Genomic DNA, 18,613 nt, shown 5'->3' with positions numbered 1-18,613 from the left:
CAAGTCGTTGTGCTTTGCGTCTTGTTGATATTGATTATCAGTTAGATCTTATGATCTGTCAACACTCATTTGCAAATAATTCTCATTTATTTTATTTGCTGATAAAAACAACAAATAAAGCACTTTGTTGGCATTAATATTACACAGCCCGACTTCTTGCTGATATTAGATTATTTTGCTTGCTAATGCTTATGGCGTCTTATTACTTTCAATGCGGTTATTTATTTGTTCTACCAATTCTTTATCTTTGCTTCCTTCGCTATTAACTATAAGTAAAAAGTGCTCGCCTTGTTTGTCGATAACTTTAATCACTGTATTATCAAGTTGTGTTCTGCCATAAGTGACTTCGACGCTAGTAACATCCTTAAAGTGTTTTAAGTTTGATTCAAGTTGGCCTTGTTCATTTTGCCAATAGCTAAAAATGTAGTTGTCGCTTATACCATTGCCGTCGTTACGAAAATCTACCCACGCATCGCTGTAAAAATATAAAACATCTTCATCAATAGGTACTAATTGATGGCGTTTTAAGAATTGCATTTGAAATGACCACAATTTATCGCCTTTTACGATAGCGGTACTCGGTAATAAATAGACTTCTTCCAGTAAGCTTAAAAATAAAATAGGTACCCAGATTATGGCGATAACTATATTTCTTACTCGCCATTTAGAATTGTATGCAAGTGCGTCAGATGATTGGTTTAGGTGTTGAATGTAATTAACTAATGGCAGCCATAAAAATGGCAGGATACAAATAGCTATAGTAGTTGCTTCGTCAATACGGGTCATGAGACTTGCCAAAATAACCAGTAACCACGCAATAATTGCCAAGACGTTTGGCATGATTTTATTTTTATTGTGCTGCGTTTGGCTGTGTGCAACTAGCTCTAAATATAAAGAGTAATAAAAAAATATCGCGAAAATCCCGCGAGCAATCGGCATGATATGACTATTTTGCTGTATTTTAATTGCTTTCCAGTTGCGATAACTCCAGTAGTTAATAAAAAGTCCTAAAGTAAAAATACTATAAAGAATAAACTTTGCATTAGTAACTGGGTAAAACTGCGCATCACTAAATGTTGGGCGCTTTGCTGACTCGATACGCCATGCCACAATAAAAAATATCAGTGCGAGCAGGTAAGCAAGTAATACTGCAATGATCCAATTATCGTTTAAATCAAAACTGCTAGTGGTATCTGCAGTTACATATTTAACAATGCCAAACTGCGCATTGTCGATTAGCTTGTCTCGTTCGCTCAGGTACAGTTTAATCTGATCAGCTGGAATATGATCTTGTTTGGCGCTAAATGAAAAATCGAGTGTTAATATATTGTCCGTAAAGTGGATATTCTTTTTGAAATTAAAGAACGCATTATCAATTTCACTTTGCTTATTATCAAAGTGCCAATTTGGTTCTTCAAATTTTATTTTAATAGTTGTTTCAATATTATTTGGGTACTTAAAATACAGCGGCGTTGTGCGATTAATTTGATCGGGTTCGTAAACGCTATTTTGTATCTCTGAGGCATAAAAATCAGCTCTGAGTCCTTCGTCGTCAGGTTGCCAAAAATCATTAATAAGGTAAAACTCGTCACTTAACAGCTCGCCGTTATTTGTATTCTCAGTTACCGTCATCGGCTTATCAATGGTTATGCCTTGAAAATAGCCTTGGTAATATTCTAGGTAATCTTTCGCTATTTTATCGAGTCCATTGCGGGCTAATGAACTGCGTCTATTTACAGCATCAAACTGGCTATATATGTAACTAGTTTGAAATGTTGTTGGCTGTTCAGGTTTAAGAGCTATGGTGTAGTTATCATGCGTTTTAATTGTAATACCATCGACAGGGGGACTCATTTTTGTAAGCTGTTGCTCAAAAGGTTTAACAATCAAGGCATAACCATAATTTGGTTGTGCTAAATGCGTTAAAGTTCCGGTTTGATAGTTTATTGTTGGATCTAGCCAATAACGTTGACCTGCATGCTCAAGCGTGACAATGACATGATCAAATATTTGTGCTGAGGCTGGTAGTTCAATTAACCGTTTACCTTCGTCAGTGTTCACTAATGCAGGATAGGCTTTGATCCCCATTGCTTTAAGTAATGAAATTAGCAGTACGGTTTTGTCTTTACAATCACCATAACGAAGTGCCAGAGTTTCAGATGCCGACGTTGGTTGGTGGGAGTTAGTACCCATCTCCAAGCCTAAATAACGAACCTCGTCTTGACTGAACTTTAATGCAGCGGCGATACGATCGGAGGCTTGTGGATTACGCATGGCTATTTCATCGGCAATGAGTGTTACAGGATCTGTTACTTCTATTGCGGATTGATATAAAGGGGCTGCCCAGTTAGCAACTTCCTGCCATGATTTTAATTCAGAGAAAAAAACCTGTTTATACGGGTTATACCAATATGGTGTTTGGCTTGAAGATGTGATTGTTGCTTGATTGTGTAAGCTGATTTGATAGTCATGACCAACAGCGAGCGGGGTGTCTTTTATGTCAACCTCGCCGTTAATTGTATTGATATAAAGTGGTGTGGGTTTTTGCCATAACACACGCATAAATTGTTGCGCCACCGGTACCGACCAGTTTAATGTGCGAGACGCGCTAAAATGTTGGTAAATAGGGTTGCGGCCAGTAATCGTAAAGCTGTAATCGAGCTGGTCGTTAATGCGCATATCATCAACAATAATATTTAAACTTAGGCTGCCGTTGTAAATTCCATTGGCTAATTCGGTTTCTCGTTGTAAGACCTTAAATTGTGCGCTAGCGAGTTTATTTATGTATTGCCCATCTCGGATAAGGCCAAGACTATTGAGTGTGAGGGTTTGATAACTGGGATCAAAGTCTAAATTAAGTTGGCTAATGTAATCGATGCCAGTTTGGTTCACCGCCTGCATCACAGTACGCGTGTAGCGCTGCTGAGGATGTTGAGCAGATACTTTTATTTGGGTATCAAGTAATCGGTAATAAGTACCATCGACGATTTGGTTGACTGGGATTTCCGTTTTAATCAGTGGCTGTTGTTTCACCCAATCATCTGCAGCTTGGATTTGGTATTCTTGGCTGGTGCTATAAAAACTTATAACTAAAAAACACACACTGAGTGTGAGGCTCGTTAATTGAGTCCATTTCATTATTGTTCTTCTTTTTGGCTGGTTTTAAGTGTCCCTATTGTTGTTAGATTACCAAGCTATGGCTTATAAGCCAATAAAATACAGGGCATTATCTTGGTAAGGTAACTAATACACGAGTACCTTGACCTTCAGGATTGGCTAATAATTGTAACTGACCACCTTGATTACGAATGAGTTCGCGGCTGATCACTAAACCGATCCCCGCGCCTTGCGCTTTTGTTGAATAAAAAGGCACAAATAGGTTTTCAGGATTTGTAATACCAGTGCCGCTATCGAGCAGCTTAATAACAACTTTATCTTTATGTTGTTGCCAGCTAAGAGTAGGTGCGCTTCTACCTCCGGCTTCAAAGGCATTTTTAATTAGGTTGATCAGTGCTTGCTCTAACTGGCCTAAATCTACATTGAAGTGCTGAGGTTCAGTTGCTTGAATAACTAACGGTGGAAATAAGGCATGTAATCTCAGATTGATTTGTTCTGTGGTTACGGCTTGCTTATTAGCGGCAGGCAGCTGTGAAAAGGCACTGTAACTGGCTACAAAGTCGAGCAAATGCTGGGCGCGTTTTTCAATCACTTGTAGCATGTCGCTGGCTAAATCAGGTGCATTACTGATCTGTCCTTGCTGCTTCATGATCTGAAGAGACTGACTCATTGAGTAAATCGGTGTGAGGGAGTTTCTAACTTCATGATTAAGTACGCGTATTAATCGCTGCCATACTTGTTGCTCGTTGCTACGTAGTTGTTGCTCAATCGAAAATAACGTCAGTAATTCGTAGCTTCGCCCTGCACGCCAAAATGTTTGTGATGAGATATGAAAACGCTGCTCAAAACATGAATCATCATGTTGTTGCCACATGCCTTGGTTATATATGAGGCCGAGATTATTTGCTGTTAAACCTGCAACGTCAGGAGTGGTTAAACTATTTAAGAATGCTTGATTAGTGAAATAGACTAATCCGTGCGGGTCTAAAATAACAATGGGTAAATCAAGCATGCCAACAAACTCAAATACAAACTCTTCGGTTTGTATGTAATGACGTTTATTTTTAGCAATTTTGTTACTGAGTTTATTAAAGTCGGCTTTTAAGCTTGTAATGCGCCCACCTTGGTATTTGGCTAAGTGCCAGCTATTGCTTTCGTTATTCGCAAGGGCATCAAGTTGTAAGCCAAACCGATCGAGTACATCGGTAACTAGCCGATAACTTTTTAGCGCCGCAAGTACCGTTAGAGTGACCAACGGCAATAATATACTGATGCTGGCAAACCAATCTAAATCCCAGCTGATCGTAAGCAAAATACATAACGTCAGCAGGATAAAAACCATCAAATAAAGGTAGCGTTTAAGGTGCTGTTCAAGTGACTGGTTGGTTGGCATTTAACTGTCTGCTTCTTTTAAATCAAGCTGATGCTTATCGATGCGCCTGTAAATAGCTGATTTACTTAATCCTAAAAATTCCCCAGCAGCAATAACATTGCCATTAAATTCAGCCAGTGCTTTTTGGATCATTTGTTTTTCTAGCTCCTCCAGCGGTAATAGCGGTAATGATTGATTGGCTGCTGCGCTATGGCTGATGCTTGCTTCACTACTGGGTTGTGCAAGAATTAAATCACAGGCGCCAATATTGTCGTTGTCGCTCATAATCACGGCTCGCTCAACACAATGGCTAAGCTCTCTTACATTACCAGGCCAATGGTACTGGGTAAGCGCCAGCGTCGCTTCGCCAGTCAGTGTCATGCCGCTGCGCTGATATTTTTTACTGTGTGTTGCCAACAAGTGATTAGCCAGCTCAACGATATCTTCCGGGCGTTCGCGCAGGGGCGGAATGTGTAATTCAATGGTGTTGAGTCGAAACAGCAAATCGCGGCGAAATTCGCCCTCTTCAATCGCTTTGGCAAGCTCTGCATTGGTTGCAGCAATAATACGAACGTCGGCAATTTTGGTTTGACTGGAGCCGAGCACTTCAAATTCTTGGCTTTCGAGTACGCGCAGCATTTTACTTTGCAACTCCAGCGGCAAAGTGGCTATTTCATCTAAAAATAAGGTACCGCTATTGGCTATTTCAAAGCGGCCTAAGCGGTCTTCTTTGGCATCAGTAAAAGCGCCTTTTTTATGACCAAATAATTCACTTTCAAATAATGAAGGGGCAATAGCACCAATGTTTACGCTAACGAAGCGTTGCTCACTGCGGTTTGAATGTTGATGTATGTAATGTGCTAAGAGGCTCTTGCCAGTGCCATTTTCGCCAGTAATTAAAATGCTGGCATTGGTTTGGGCTGCGCGTTTAGCTCGGGCTAATAACTGTTGCATAGTGGCTGACAGGGCAATGTAATTAGCATCGCTGGTGCTATGCAATGCTTTTAAACAAGCATTGTCGTGGTTGGTTTTTTGTTGTTTCAGCTGCTGTTGTACCACCGCAGTTAAGCGCAGGTTGTTCCATGGCTTTTCAACAAAATCGACCGCACCCAACTGCATGGCTTTTACAGCAACATCAACGCTTGCCCATGCGGTCATGACTACCACCGGGATATTAGCGCTCAGGGTCTGCAGTTGCTGTAAAAATCGCAGTCCTTCAGCGCCGGATGTGGTGTCGAGTTTAAAGTTCATATCAAGCAAAATAAGGCTTATAGCTGTGCTGCTGATTATTTCCAGCGCCTGCTCTGGGCCTTGTGCTTCAATGCACTGATAGCCAATTTGATTTAATGCCACGATGGCCGCCATGCGTACATCGGCTTGGTCGTCGATAACTAAAATTGTGTCCATTTTGTTCTTCTTGTTTCAAGCAAAAGCAAATTGCTTTACTTTTGCTTGGTTATCACATCATATTGCTTAGTCGTTACGAAGCGCAGCCATGGGTTTTGCTTTAATTAACAGTAATAATGGCCTAAAACACGCGAACATGGCAATAATTAAGGTAATTGTCCATGCCATTAATTGCAGCCGGACATCCATGATTAGCCATGACATTAGCTGTTCTTGAAGTATAAAATAACCAGCTAACACGGTTATTATTGCAAGGGCAAAGCCAACCAGCACAGGGATCACCGCCTCTTTGCTCATTAATTTAAATAAGCGTATCTTTTTAGCGCCGAGCGCCATGCGAATACCAAACTCATAACGGCGCAGACCTAGGTTATAGCTCAGCACGCCAAAGATACCTATTGCTGCTAATAATAGAGTAAATAATGCCAAGGTACTACACAGTGCTACTGTTAGGTGGCTCATATACAATAAATCATCGTACTCTTGTTGTAAGTCTCTAAATTGCCATAAAGTTAAGTGACTATTGGCTTTTCTTAATAAACTTAAAACTTGCTTGCTGGTCAGCTCAACACCTTGCTCTGTTTCAATAACAAACATATAGCTCCAAGGCTGTGCGGGCCACCACATGTGCCGACCAAATGATTCGTCGTAGTATTTAGGGTGGTTAAAGTCCTCCGTTATACCGACAATTTCAAACATTTTATCTTCAAGGCCTTTGTAGCTTTTACCGATAACATTTGTGTACTCCTGGTCGGGTAATAGCCATTTAGCGACACTGATAGATACCAATAACTCGTTAGTTTCACCGCGCATTGCTTGCTCACTAAAAGTACGCCCAGCGAGTATTTTTGTGCCCACTAAATCAAAGTAATCAGGCCCGACCCACTGGCTTGGAAAGAAGATTGAGCTTTTACCTGCAACATCGGTTAGGGTATTGGCATTTTGTCTTGCGGATACTGGGCTTTGCCCAAGAGCAACATCTTTAATGCCTTCGCTATTTTGTAATACTTTTTGATACTGCTTAATTTGCTCGTAGCGCTCAGCCAGTGTTGCATTGTTATTGGTTTGAAATAACTGTGCAAAGTACAGGTTTTCAGTGTCGCTACCCAGTGGGCGATTAATGGTGTCGAGTGCTTTGCTAACAATCATAATTGAAAAGCTAACTAATAAGGCTGCCACAAACATTTGTGTGCCAATTAGTATACGCACAGTACGACCAGATACTTGCGACACGCCGCCTTTGCCACTGTTTTGCATTTGGCTATTTAAGGTTTTGTAGTTAACTAAACGTGCAGTGATCACTGAGAATATGTACGCTAAAGCAATACACATAACTACCGCTATCAGCACCAAATTAAGGTCAACAGCCAAGCTGTTCACCAGTGGCAAGCGTCCTTCTGCAAGTACTTTGAATAACCGAATACCCCAAATAGATAAAAACAGTGCAATGCTGACCGATATACTCATTAAAATGAGTGATTGCAGTAAAATGCTGCTAAATAAAGTTTTACGTTTTGCGCCCAGTACAGCTTGCAGCGCTAAGGTTTTATGCTGTGCTAACGCGCGTGAAAAAAACAAGGTGCTGACGTTTAGTACAGCGATGACCAATAGCCCCACCGCGCCTGCAAGCATCATTAAACTAAGTTGATCGTTATTGCCAAGCTCAACTTCACGATACGGTGTTACAACGGGCTTTACATCAGTAATGCCGCCATTATTGAGCCATTCAGATTTAATGTTATCAATTTGGGCTTTTAAGTCGGTTTTTACTTGCTCGTTAGTGACGCCAGGCTTTAATACTGCAATCAGTTTTAAGTTTCTAAACGTGTTGGTCCACGGGCTTTGCCAGTCATCATTATGGAAAAATCGACGGTCAGAACTGGTTGGATACCACACATCAACAGAGCCCGCTTTAATCATGTAAGGTGGGCTGAAATTAGCCGCTACAACCCCCGTTATTATATGCCCATCACCTTCAATCTCACTGGCTGTTTTTAAGGGCTTACCAATTACATCAGGGTCACTATTAAAATGTTCTTTCCAGAACTTCTCTGAAATGACCGCGCTATTATCAGCTTCTTCTAAAGTTCCGCCCTTTTTAAAGCCATGTCCGAGTAAAAAAGGAGTATGTAGGAGCTCAAAATATTCACCACCGACATACAGCACATCCTTTTTTGGTTGGCCGTCTAAGTATAAAAAAACATTTTCAGCGGCATTCATCATAAAAGCTTGCTCAAAGCTTTGATTGTTTTTAAGCCAGTGCACCATCGATTGATAACTTTGAAAGCCAACCGCATCGTAGTCGTCATAGGTTAGGCTTTGCTCAACCACCACCATGCGGGTTTCGTCAAATACATCAAGGGGTTTTAAAAAGTAACTATTTACTAGGCTTAGCACTACAAATAAGGTCGCGAGAGTGAGCGCCAAGGTGGCTACAACGGCGGTAACAAACCCCGGTGCGTTCATCAGTGATGCCCACGCCAAGCGCAGTTGACTACGTGTTTTAGTTAAACGGCTCATGTTAAATCACCTCGGCAGTATCAGCGGATACAGCGCTGGTATTTTCAGTGTGCGTATCTTGGCGTGCTTGCGAATACGAGATAATTTCGCCATCGAGTAGTTTTAGCTGAGTTTTTGCGCGTCCTGCGTAACGTAAATCATGGGTTACCATACAAATGGTAGTGCCTTTTTGATTCAGTGCGTCGAGCAAGTCCATCACTGCATCACCATTTTTAGAGTCAAGGTTACCGGTTGGCTCATCAACCAATAAAATACTGGGTTTACCGGCAAGGGCGCGGGCAATAGCAATACGTTGTTGTTGCCCACCAGAGAGCTGATTAGGTTTATGTTGGGCGCGGTGCCCCATTTCAACCTCATCAAGAGCATGCTTTACTGCGCTCTGAATATCAGCTTGGCTCATAGCAGGCTCACGATAGGTCAGCGGCAATGCTACGTTATCAAACACCGAAAGTTCATCTATTAAATTAAATGACTGAAAAATAAAGCCAATATGTAAATTACGCAGCTCTGCCTGTTGGTCCATGTCGAGGGTGTTGGTATCGACGTTTTTAATAAAATATTGCCCCTCGGTAGGGCTGTCTAGCAAGCCAAGTAAAGATAACAGCGTTGATTTACCACAACCTGATGGGCCACTAATGCAAATATAATCGCCTTGATTTATTTCAAGGTCGATATTTTTGAGGGCGTAGGTTTCAACATTTTGGCTGCGATAAACCTTGGCGATATTTTTTAATGAGATAAGTGTATTGGTGTTCATAAACTTTCCTGTTCTATTTTTATAGTTGCCAAATGCTGCCATTTAGAGAGATCTGAAATGATCAGCTGTTCACCCACTTTAGCGCCGCTCAGCAGTTGAATTTTGTTATCACTGAGTGTACCAAATTCAATTTGCGTGGGGTGTGCTAAATGGGTAGTCGGGTTAAGTTTAAAAAGCGTAGCGTCAGTATCGGCTTGCACTTTGGTGGGTAAGTTAACGGTGAGTGCATTGGGTATGACGTGGCTTATTACATACCCTTCAATACTTAAATCTGGGCGTGCGTTAGCTGGCAACGAACCTGTTAAATCAAGTTCAATCATCACGCGGCCATCACTGACGATAGGGTCAATACGGGTGACAGTTGCGATTACTTCGCCACTATTACCCGTGCTAAACGTGTTTACTCTTGCTGGCATATTTAAAGCTATTTTTTCTGCATCGCTTTGTTGCACACTAAGCTCAGCCTTGAGAGCGGTATCTGAGCCTACTATGGCGAGCCGTGTACCTGGTGTAAGATTTTGACCAAGCTCAACATTAAGCTCTTGCAGCATGCCGTCAATGCCAGCGGTGACCTGTAAGTCATCAAAGGCTTGCTGTTGTACTTGATAGTTCAATTCAAATTGGCTTAATAGCTCTTGTTGAATTTTACTGCGCTGATGGTGCATATCGGCTAATTGGACTAAGCGTTGCTTTTCAATATCAACACGTTGCTCTAGCTGCTTCACGGTTAATAAACTGCGCTTGTAATCAAGGCTTGAAACAATGCCTTGCTCGATTAATTTACTTTCGGCCTGTGCACGCAGCTGGGCACTTTCAAGCTCGCTTTTTAAAATAGTCAGGCTTGCTTGGCGCTCTAATAGCTGACTTTTTTGATTGATTATTTGTTCGTTAGCGCTGGCTTTTTGTCTTGCCAATTCGAGCCGTGCGACTGATAAACGCTGCGCTTGTAGTGGATTTACCAGGGTTAAAATAACGGTGTCTTTATTGACGCGGGTGCCGGGGTATACATGAATAGCTTCGACCATGGCGCTATCGGTATTGGTTAAATAACGCTGATACTTTGATTTTAAACGGCCAAAGCCACGTATTTTTATTACAAAATCAGCTTGAGTTACGGTGGCTATTTGCAGTTGATTAGCCGCCAATGTGGTAGGTGCTAGCCATGAGTAAATCAGCCAAATAATAAGCGCTATGCTAATAAGTAAGGTACCAAATATGAGTTTTTTACGCTGACTCGGTTTGGTGCTGCGTTTTAAGGTGCTATCTATATCCATAGGTTATATTTCTTTATGTTTATAACTAATAAACACGGTAGCGAGGAGTGTGCCAAAATTTAAATTATTGATTCTAATTGTTTTTATGTTTTTTGTTAATGCAGTTTTTCCCACTTCTGGGATGTATAAATCAAAAGTGGGATAATTTAAAAGCGAGTTTACTGATTAATTTTTGCTAATTTAGTCAGCTGCTTTTTCGCATGAGTATTATCAGGCTGGAGTTTAAGTACATGGTTATAATTGGCGATTGCTTGTTGGTGGTCACCGAGATACCAGTATGCTTCTGCTAAGCTATCAAAGGTATTGTAACTATGTGGATAAAGGTGCGTGTTAAGCTTAAAAACCGCTAACGCTTCATTGAGTTTGTCTTGGTTAATAAGCGAATAACCCCATAAGTTAATATTGTTTTCGGTAAATTGAATCTGCTCATCTTTACTTAATTGAGCGGCAGCTGTAATTGCATTTCCATAGCCTTGTACTTCAAGAACTTGCCATAAGCGTTTAATATTTTTGGGTAAACCAAAGCCATTCTCTTGTTTCATTTGCGGGATATAAAATCCGGCAATTTCATCTACAAATTGCGATGGCAGTGCGCCAATTAAGTTAGTTAAGATGACAATCGACATATTATCTTTAGGGTAAACAAAGATACCCGCTCTGTTACCACCTACCGCAGCTAATGCAGGATGCTCTTCTCGGCCCATAACTGGCCAGCCAAGACTATAGCCATTTAAACGCTGATTAAAGCCTTGAGTATGACCGTTTTTTAGGCGGGTCGGGGACCACATTTGCTGAATACTTTGTGCACTAATAAACTGATTTGTTTGTAATGCCACTAGCCAATTTGCTAATTCTGTTGCTGTTGAGGCCATGCCTGCGGCGGTTTGTAACAGTTCAGAGAAAATGGCTTCTCTGGAATTTATAAGTTCATTAGCTTGGCTTTCGTACCGTCTAGCCGAGTGCTTTACAACATTGTTGAGATTACTAAAGCCAGCTTCAAGTGTTCGGCTCATTTCAGTTTTCTGTAACTGATTTTTCGCTATGAATTGCTGAAATGGGATCCCCGCTAGCTTGTTAATTAACTGACCAATAATGACGTAGTTTGTTTGGTTATATTTAAAGCGAGTGCCGGTTTCGAATTCTAATGGCTTAATTTGTACTTGTTGCCACGCATCATCGGGTCCTTGATCTGAGATTAAATTAGCAATTTCATCTTTTATTATGTCAGGTAAGCCTGAGGTATGGCTCATTAACTCTCTTGTTGTTATAGCGTGCCACTGAGTTGGCAGCTCTGGTAGGTAATTAGCAATAGGCGCATCGAGATCTAATTTCTTTTGCTCAACAAGCTGCATTAGAGCTACACCAACAAAGGCTTTTGTTGCAGAATTAATTGCAAATAGAGTATTGGCATCAACGGCAATATTATCTTCAATATTTGCAACTCCGTAGCTGGCAACTTTAATTATTTTGTTATTTCGAACAACAGCGAGTTGTAACCCCGGAATATTTCTTTTTTGCATTAACTCAACAACCCATTGGTCGAGCTCATCTGCATGTGCTGAAAAGGCGCAGAAAGCGGCCGATAGAAGGGTTATGGCTGGTAGGATTAATTTTTTTGCTAATTTTTTGCAAGCTGTGTACACGATGTTGTCCTTAGTGTTCATTTGTATCTATTTTTTGCTTAGATAGTTTTTGATGTGAGCACTAAAGCGAGGAGCATACCAAAGTATAAGGCATTGAAATTTATATGTTTTGTTTTTTTCGGACTTGGGAAATTCCCATTTATGGGAATTTCAAATTAAAAGTGGGAGTGTGGCTTATAGGGCTTAATAAATATACTTGGAATGGTCGTGGCTATTAGGTTTTTTAATTCTTTTTGTTCATTTAGTTTATTTGTTTTTTCAGGTACATAGCGCTATTTTTCTTTTAAACAGACCCTCCCATTGCCCGCAAACTGATAAGTGATAAAAATGAGCCAATTTATAAATAACCTTAGCTTTCGAGTTAAATTTGCTATTCCTGTCGTCGTCGCCTTAGTTATTTTTTCGGTGTTGTCGGGTTACGTGTTGTATACGTTTAAAGAGCAAGCTCGACTTAACAGTTTTATAAGCTTAGAGGTGCGAACGGTGCTGGACGATCTTGAAGACGGCTATCGTGATCTCTTTCAGGTGAAAACGGCAGGTTTGAGCATGGTGCTAGGACAAGGTGACAAACAAAACTATATAGTACAGCTTGCAGAGTACCGAGATAATATAGTTCGTATCGACGCGCGCCTTTCTAGCCCATTAAAGCTGGTGAAGTCTGGCTACATTGATGCGATCAATGCACAGCGGGTTACGAATATCAAAGCCGATGTCGCTATTTGGTCTCGTTACTACCAAGCACTTTTTAGTGATCACCAGCTTGCGGCTAGTTACTTAGCTGAGCATAAACAAGATATGGAAGCAGTGTTAGCGCGTATTCGCAAAAATGTTACTAGCATGCGTGATGAAATAGATGCCAAACTTACAAATTCTTTAATTGAAGTAACCGCTAATCAAGAGTCTGCTAGCTTTGCTTTGCAGTTTGGTATTGTATTGAGCTTTGTTTTATCAATAGCTGCAACTTGGCTGCTGTCTACCGTTATTTTGGCGCCGTTAAAGAAAATGCAGTTAGCATTAGAAAACATAGCTAGTGGCCAAGGCGATCTCACGCAACGGTTAAACAGTAAGTCAAACGATGAAATGGGTGCGCTTGCGCGTTCGTTTAATACCTTTATCAGTAAAATTCATAACACAGTATTGGCGGTTGTCGGCTCGGCTGAACAGGTGCGCAATGAAACTGAAAGTTTGCGCATTATTACTGCAAGTGTATTAAGTGAAGCCAGTAATCAGCAAATAGAAAGTGAGCAAGTGGCAGCTGCGGTAAATGAAATGAGCACGACCAGTGATAACGTAAGCCAAAACGCTAATGATGCGGCCAGTGCCACAAGTACTGCTAATAATGATGCCAATGTAGCAAAAGCCACAATTGAAGAAACCATTTCGTTAATTAATCAACTGGTGACCGACATTTCGGCATCGAGCGACGTAATAAACACCTTAGAGCAAGATGTAATGAATATCGCCACTGTGCTTGATGTTATCCGTGGTATTGCTGATCAAACAAACTTGTTAGCGTTAAATGCGGCCATTGAAGCCGCGCGCGCGGGTGAGCAGGGGCGAGGCTTTGCGGTCGTTGCTGACGAGGTGCGTTCATTAGCGAGTCGCACGCAAGATAGTACCGGAGAGATCAACGCCATGATTGAAAAGCTCCAACAAGGCACCAATCAAGCGGTTGGTGCAATGCAAGCCAGTACCAAAAGCGGTCAACAAACGATTGAGCACTCTCGCGGTGCCGCGCAATCGGTGCAGCGTATTAATGACGCAGTTACCATTATTAACGATATGAACATGCAAATTGCCACCGCTGCCACGCAGCAAAGCCAAGTGAGTGAAGATGTGAATATCAATGTGCAACGTATCGCTACATCAAGTGGCAATATGCTAGACAAAGTGGATCAGGCTGAGCGTGCATGCCAAGCATTGGCACAGCAGTGTCAACAGTTAGACAACCTAGTAAGCAACTTTAAAGTATAAGTATTATCAAGGGGGTGAATTATTTATCACCCCTTAAGATGCCTCTTTTAGCTAAACCTCAATAAATAATCAATTACTATCAACGAGTTATTAAACTGTAGTTTTGTGCATATTGTGCGTGATTTTTATGCGCTAAATGCATTTTAAGCAGATCAATGCAGCTTAAATTCTAAACATTTCGTTAATCTGACGTTAACACTATGCTCGAAGACAGATAGCAGTGTGTAGTCGCTCATCTAACGACAACAAAATCATCAACAGGTGTGGAGAGAACAACCAATGAAAGCAAGTAACACACAATTGGCTTTAGCCATTGCAGCAGCGCTAGCAAGTACCTCAGCATTCGCTGCCAATGACACTGAAAAATTACAGCAGCAACTAGACGAACTACAAAAAGAAGTCGCTGCGCTGAAGAAGTCTAGCGGCTTTAATTTGGAATTTGGTGGTCGAGTGCAACTTGATTACAACTATTTTGATGGTGCATATAACGCGAATAATGACGGTGATGCGGGCGGTGATTTTTTTGCGCGTCGTATCCGTACTTATGTTGAAAGTGAGCATGGTAACTGGGATCACAAGTTACTGCTTGAGTTTGCCGAAGGTACAGCAGAAATCGTGATGGCGCGAGTTCGTTATAATTTCGATAATGGTCTAAAAATTAAAGCGGGTAAAATCCGTGAAGACATCACTTTAAATGGCTTAACGAGCTCTAAGCATACCAATACTATAGAGCGCAGTACGCTAGCCAATACTTTCTCGCCGTTCTTCCGTTGGGGAGCGTCAGCGTCTCAATACTTTAAAGACAGTGGTTTTCGTTATGCCGTTGGTGTTTATAAAAATGATGCCTTTGGTGCGACGGGTCATGACGAAGATGATCAACTAACACTCGCTGCAACGGGACGTGTTACTTGGTCAAGCGCAGCCCCAGGCGATGTGATTCATTTAGGTGCGTGGCATTCATACCGTGATATGGGTGGTAACGAGTTAGGTGCGCGCTTTGCCCGTGGCGAAATACGTGAAGCCAATGTACGTCTTGTTGATTATGCGGTGGGTGGTAATGCCGTGGCATTGGATAGTTTGTCGCAAAGTGGTCTTGAGTTTGCGTATCAAGCTGATGCATTAACGCTAGAGGCTGAATACGCAAGCCGCACACTTGATGCTGTTAATGGCGCCGACCCGCTTGATGGCGAACGTTATGACGGTTTTCATGTATCAGCGAGCTACTTCTTAGGTGGTGAGCAACGCAGGTACAAAGCCGGTTCAGCATTATTTGTACAACCTAAAGGCATTAAAGATGCGTGGGAGCTTGTCGCCCGAGTATCACAAATGGATGCAACAAGTAGCACGCAAGGTACTGAAGTAACTACTTATACCCTAGGCACATCCTATTATATCAGCAGCGATATCAAATTTATGGGCAACTTGATCTACAGCGATGTAGAGGGTCCAGGCGCAACTGCGTTAGTGGGTGATGAAGACTCAGGTATGGGCTTTAGTGCGCGCATGCAGTATTTATTTTAGGAGTAAATTGAGATGAACTTACTTAAAAAATCATTTAAATCATTTAAAACTACGGTACTTGCGGCATCGTTAGTACTAAGCAGTCCGTTTGCTATGGCTGACATTCACTTTTTAGTACCGGGCGGCCCTGGTGGCGGCTGGGATACCACAGCACGCGGTGTGGGTGAAGGTTTAGTGAAAGCGGGTATTGAAGATAATGCGTCTTTTCAAAATATGTCGGGCGGCGGCGGTGGCCGTGCAATCGCTTATCTGATTGAGTCTGGTACTAAAAAAGGCGATATCTTAATGGTTAACTCAACACCTATCGTGTTGCGGGCACTAACCGGTAAAATTCCTTACAGCTACCGTGATTTAACTCCCGTTGCCAGTATGATTGCCGACTACGGTGCGTTTGTAGTACGTAACGATTCGCCATTTAAAACCTGGCAGGATGTGATCGCAGCAATGAAAGAAGATTCAGGCTCTGTAAAAGTAGCTGGTGGCTCTGCACGTGGCAGCATGGATCACTTAGTTGCAGCGCAAGCAGTTAAAGCGGCAGGCCTTGACGGACGTCGTTTGCGTTATATCCCTTATGACGCGGGTGGTAAAGCCAAAGCAGGGTTGTTATCAGGCGAGGTTAACTTACTTTCTACCGGACTTAGCGAAGCGTTAGAAGTCGCTAATGGCGGTCAAGCACGCATTCTAGCTGTGACCTCTGGTGAGGCACTACCAGATTATCCACAAATTCCAACCTTAAAATCACTTGGTTATGATATGGAGTTTGTTAATTGGCGTGGTTTCTTTGCGGCACCTAATTTACCGGCTGATAAACTTGCAGAATACACCGAGAAGTTACGTAAATTACAAACCACTCCAGAGTGGGAAGTAGTCCGTGCACGTAACGGTTGGTTAAACCTATTCCAAGAAAAAGATCAATTTATAAAGTCACTTGAACAGCAAGAAGCACAGCTTAAAGTTGTTATGGAAGAACTCGGCTTTATTCGTACGTCACGTTAATCGAGGCTTTTATGTTGAATCGCGAACTACTAGGGCCAAGTTTATTCTTGGCGCTATTTACCCTCTACGCCATTGTTGCATGGCAAATTCCGTTACTCCCATTTGAAGAGTATGAAACGGTTACTTCTGCCACCTTACCTAAAGTATATGCGGCATTTGGTATTATCGTTTGTCTGCTTTCTATCGGGGCTACTTTACTTAAACCAACTGCAGCCGTTGATGAAGATAATGCGCTCGAAAAGTCACATGTATTGCGAACAATCGGGTTGCTTATATTGATGGTGATATATAGCGCAGCGCTTGAGCCTATTGGCTTTTTAATCTCAACCAGTGCGTTTTTATTAGTTGGCTTTTTTGTTATGGGTGAGCGCCGCAAGGCTATTCTCTTATTGGCCTCTATCCCTGTTGCTGTAGTGTTTTGGTTTTTAATGACCCAAGTGCTCGGTATTTATTTGGTTCCTGGCAACCTGTGGAGTTAAGTTATGTTTGATGGAATTATGCTGGGCTTGTCGACCGTACTCGACTGGAACAATTTATTGTATGTCATAGTGGGTTGTTTTGTTGGTACCTTTATCGGCATGCTTCCGGGGCTTGGGCCAATTACTGCTATTGCGTTAATGATCCCAATTACTTATAGCATCGGTGCCGATTCAGGGATGATTCTGATGGCGGGGGTGTATTACGGTGCAATTTTTGGCGGTTCAACATCATCTATTTTAATTAATGCCCCAGGGGTGGCGGGTACAGTTGCGTCCTCCTTTGATGGCTATCCGCTGGCTAAACAAGGTCATGCTGGCAAAGCATTGGCGATAGCCGCTTACTCCTCCTTTATCGGCGGAACCATAGGCGCAATTTTATTGATGGTTGCAGCCCCCTTGTTGGCAAAAGTGTCGCTGAGTTTTCAATCTCCAGATTACGTTGTACTGATGTTTTTAGGTTTAACAGCGATCGCGGCGTTTTCTAATAAAGGGCAATTTTTAAAAGCCATGATGATGACAGTATTTGGCTTAATGCTCGCGACTGTGGGGATTGATCCATCATCTGGTACTGAGCGTTTTACGTTAGGCCAAGCTGACTTACTTGATGGCATTAGCTTTTTATTAGTGGCAATGGCTACTTTTGCACTGGCTGAGGCGCTTATTAATGTAGTGCGTCCAGAGAAAAAAGAAACTAAAAGTATTAATGATTCAGACACACCGCAAATCGGTTCAACTAAATTGACCAAAGAAGAGATCAAAGACATTGCGCCAGTTATTGGCCGCTCGTCTATACTTGGTTTTATTGTTGGCGTATTGCCGGGTGCAGGTGCCACTATCGCTAGCTTTATGGCGTATGCGACGGAACGTAACTTAGCGCCTAAAGGCTTAAAAGAAAAGTTTGGTAAAGGTTCATTACGAGGCTTGGCAGCGCCAGAGTCTGCAAATAATGCAGCATGTACCGGTTCATTTGTACCATTACTTACATTAGGTATTCCAGGTTCGGGTACGACTGCTATTATGTTAGGTGCCCTAATTGCTTACGGTATTCAGCCAGGTCCAATGCTGATGCAAGAAAACCCAAGTGTATTTTGGGCGGTTATCGTTAGCATGTACTTTGGTAACATCGTATTGCTGATTTTGAATCTTCCTTTGATACCATATTTTGCAAAAGTATTAGCGATGCCAAAATCAGTATTAACGATAATGATTTTGTTCTTCAGCTTAATTGGTGTGTATTTAGTTTCCTTTAATACCTTTGATTTATTTATGATGGTTGGCTTTGCTGTGGTGGCGTTGGTATTACGATTACTGGCTTTCCCAATGGCACCATTACTACTAGGCTTTATTTTAGGCGACATGATTGAGCGTAACTTCCGTCGTTCAATGATGATCTCGGATGGTTCATTAAGCTTCTTATGGGAACGCCCACTAACATTGAGCATTTTTATTATCTCAATATTAGTGTTGTTATTTCCATTAAAAGACTTTATAACCCAACGCCGGGCAGATAAAGCGGCGCTTAAAGTGAAGCAAGAGCATGCATAATTGAGGTA

General features: G+C 41.8%; 12 protein-coding genes. 5 read left to right on the top strand and 7 right to left on the bottom strand.

Going from position 1 to position 18,613, the window contains the following annotated elements; translation table 11 throughout:
- Positions 1–189 precede the first annotated feature (189 nt).
- The 7 genes from PSR9079_RS14895 to PSR9079_RS14865 form a co-directional block, all read right to left on the bottom strand.
- Positions 190–3,138, bottom strand: coding sequence for a DUF3857 domain-containing transglutaminase family protein (locus PSR9079_RS14895; protein WP_149982237.1), 2,949 nt, complete (start codon positions 3,136–3,138; stop codon positions 190–192).
- 88 nt (positions 3,139–3,226) lie between these two features.
- Positions 3,227–4,510 carry a sensor histidine kinase gene (locus tag PSR9079_RS14890; RefSeq protein ID WP_149982236.1) on the bottom strand — a complete coding sequence of 428 codons (1,284 nt, stop codon included), beginning with the start codon at positions 4,508–4,510 and terminating at the stop codon, positions 3,227–3,229.
- Complete coding sequence (locus PSR9079_RS14885; protein WP_145240299.1) at positions 4,511–5,896, bottom strand: sigma-54-dependent transcriptional regulator; 1,386 nt, start codon at positions 5,894–5,896, stop codon at positions 4,511–4,513.
- A gap of 66 nt (positions 5,897–5,962) precedes the next feature.
- A complete protein-coding gene (locus tag PSR9079_RS14880; RefSeq protein ID WP_149982235.1) occupies positions 5,963–8,416 on the bottom strand; it encodes an ABC transporter permease in 2,454 nt (817 codons plus the stop codon).
- A gap of 1 nt (position 8,417) precedes the next feature.
- Positions 8,418–9,173, bottom strand: coding sequence for an ABC transporter ATP-binding protein (locus PSR9079_RS14875; protein WP_149982234.1), 756 nt, complete (start codon positions 9,171–9,173; stop codon positions 8,418–8,420).
- Positions 9,170–10,447, bottom strand: a complete 1,278-nt coding sequence (locus tag PSR9079_RS14870; protein ID WP_145240305.1) for an efflux RND transporter periplasmic adaptor subunit — start codon at positions 10,445–10,447, stop codon at positions 9,170–9,172. Before PSR9079_RS14870 ends, PSR9079_RS14875 begins: the two co-directional genes overlap by 4 nt.
- Before the next feature lie 158 nt (positions 10,448–10,605).
- Entirely contained in the window at positions 10,606–12,090 is a 1,485-nt protein-coding gene (locus PSR9079_RS14865; RefSeq protein WP_179959196.1) for a serine hydrolase domain-containing protein, read from the bottom strand.
- A gap of 327 nt (positions 12,091–12,417) precedes the next feature.
- Here PSR9079_RS14865 and PSR9079_RS14860 point away from each other — a divergent pair, with 327 nt between their 5' ends.
- The 5 genes from PSR9079_RS14860 (at position 12,418) to PSR9079_RS14840 (ending at position 18,605) form a co-directional block, all read left to right on the top strand.
- The gene (locus PSR9079_RS14860; RefSeq protein WP_149982232.1) at positions 12,418–14,064 is read left to right on the top strand and encodes a methyl-accepting chemotaxis protein; all 1,647 of its coding nucleotides are present in this window, start codon (positions 12,418–12,420) and stop codon (positions 14,062–14,064) included.
- Positions 14,065–14,343: 279 nt separating this feature from the next.
- On the top strand, positions 14,344–15,585 hold the full coding sequence (locus PSR9079_RS14855; protein ID WP_145240101.1) for an OprO/OprP family phosphate-selective porin: 1,242 nt from the start codon (positions 14,344–14,346) through the stop codon (positions 15,583–15,585).
- Between the two features lie 12 nt (positions 15,586–15,597).
- Complete coding sequence (locus tag PSR9079_RS14850; RefSeq protein WP_145240099.1) at positions 15,598–16,581, top strand: Bug family tripartite tricarboxylate transporter substrate binding protein; 984 nt, start codon at positions 15,598–15,600, stop codon at positions 16,579–16,581.
- Positions 16,582–16,592: 11 nt separating this feature from the next.
- A complete protein-coding gene (locus PSR9079_RS14845; protein ID WP_145240097.1) occupies positions 16,593–17,060 on the top strand; it encodes a tripartite tricarboxylate transporter TctB family protein in 468 nt (155 codons plus the stop codon).
- Between the two features lie 3 nt (positions 17,061–17,063).
- Positions 17,064–18,605, top strand: a complete 1,542-nt coding sequence (locus PSR9079_RS14840) for a tripartite tricarboxylate transporter permease (protein WP_145240095.1) — start codon at positions 17,064–17,066, stop codon at positions 18,603–18,605.
- Positions 18,606–18,613: the final 8 nt, after the last annotated feature.

Origin of the sequence: Pseudoalteromonas rhizosphaerae (assembly GCF_902498845.1) — a bacterium.
Taxonomy (GTDB): Bacteria; Pseudomonadota; Gammaproteobacteria; order Enterobacterales; family Alteromonadaceae; genus Pseudoalteromonas; species Pseudoalteromonas rhizosphaerae.
Note: the sequence above shows the minus strand (reverse complement) of the source record. Positions and strands in the feature narration are given on the sequence as shown.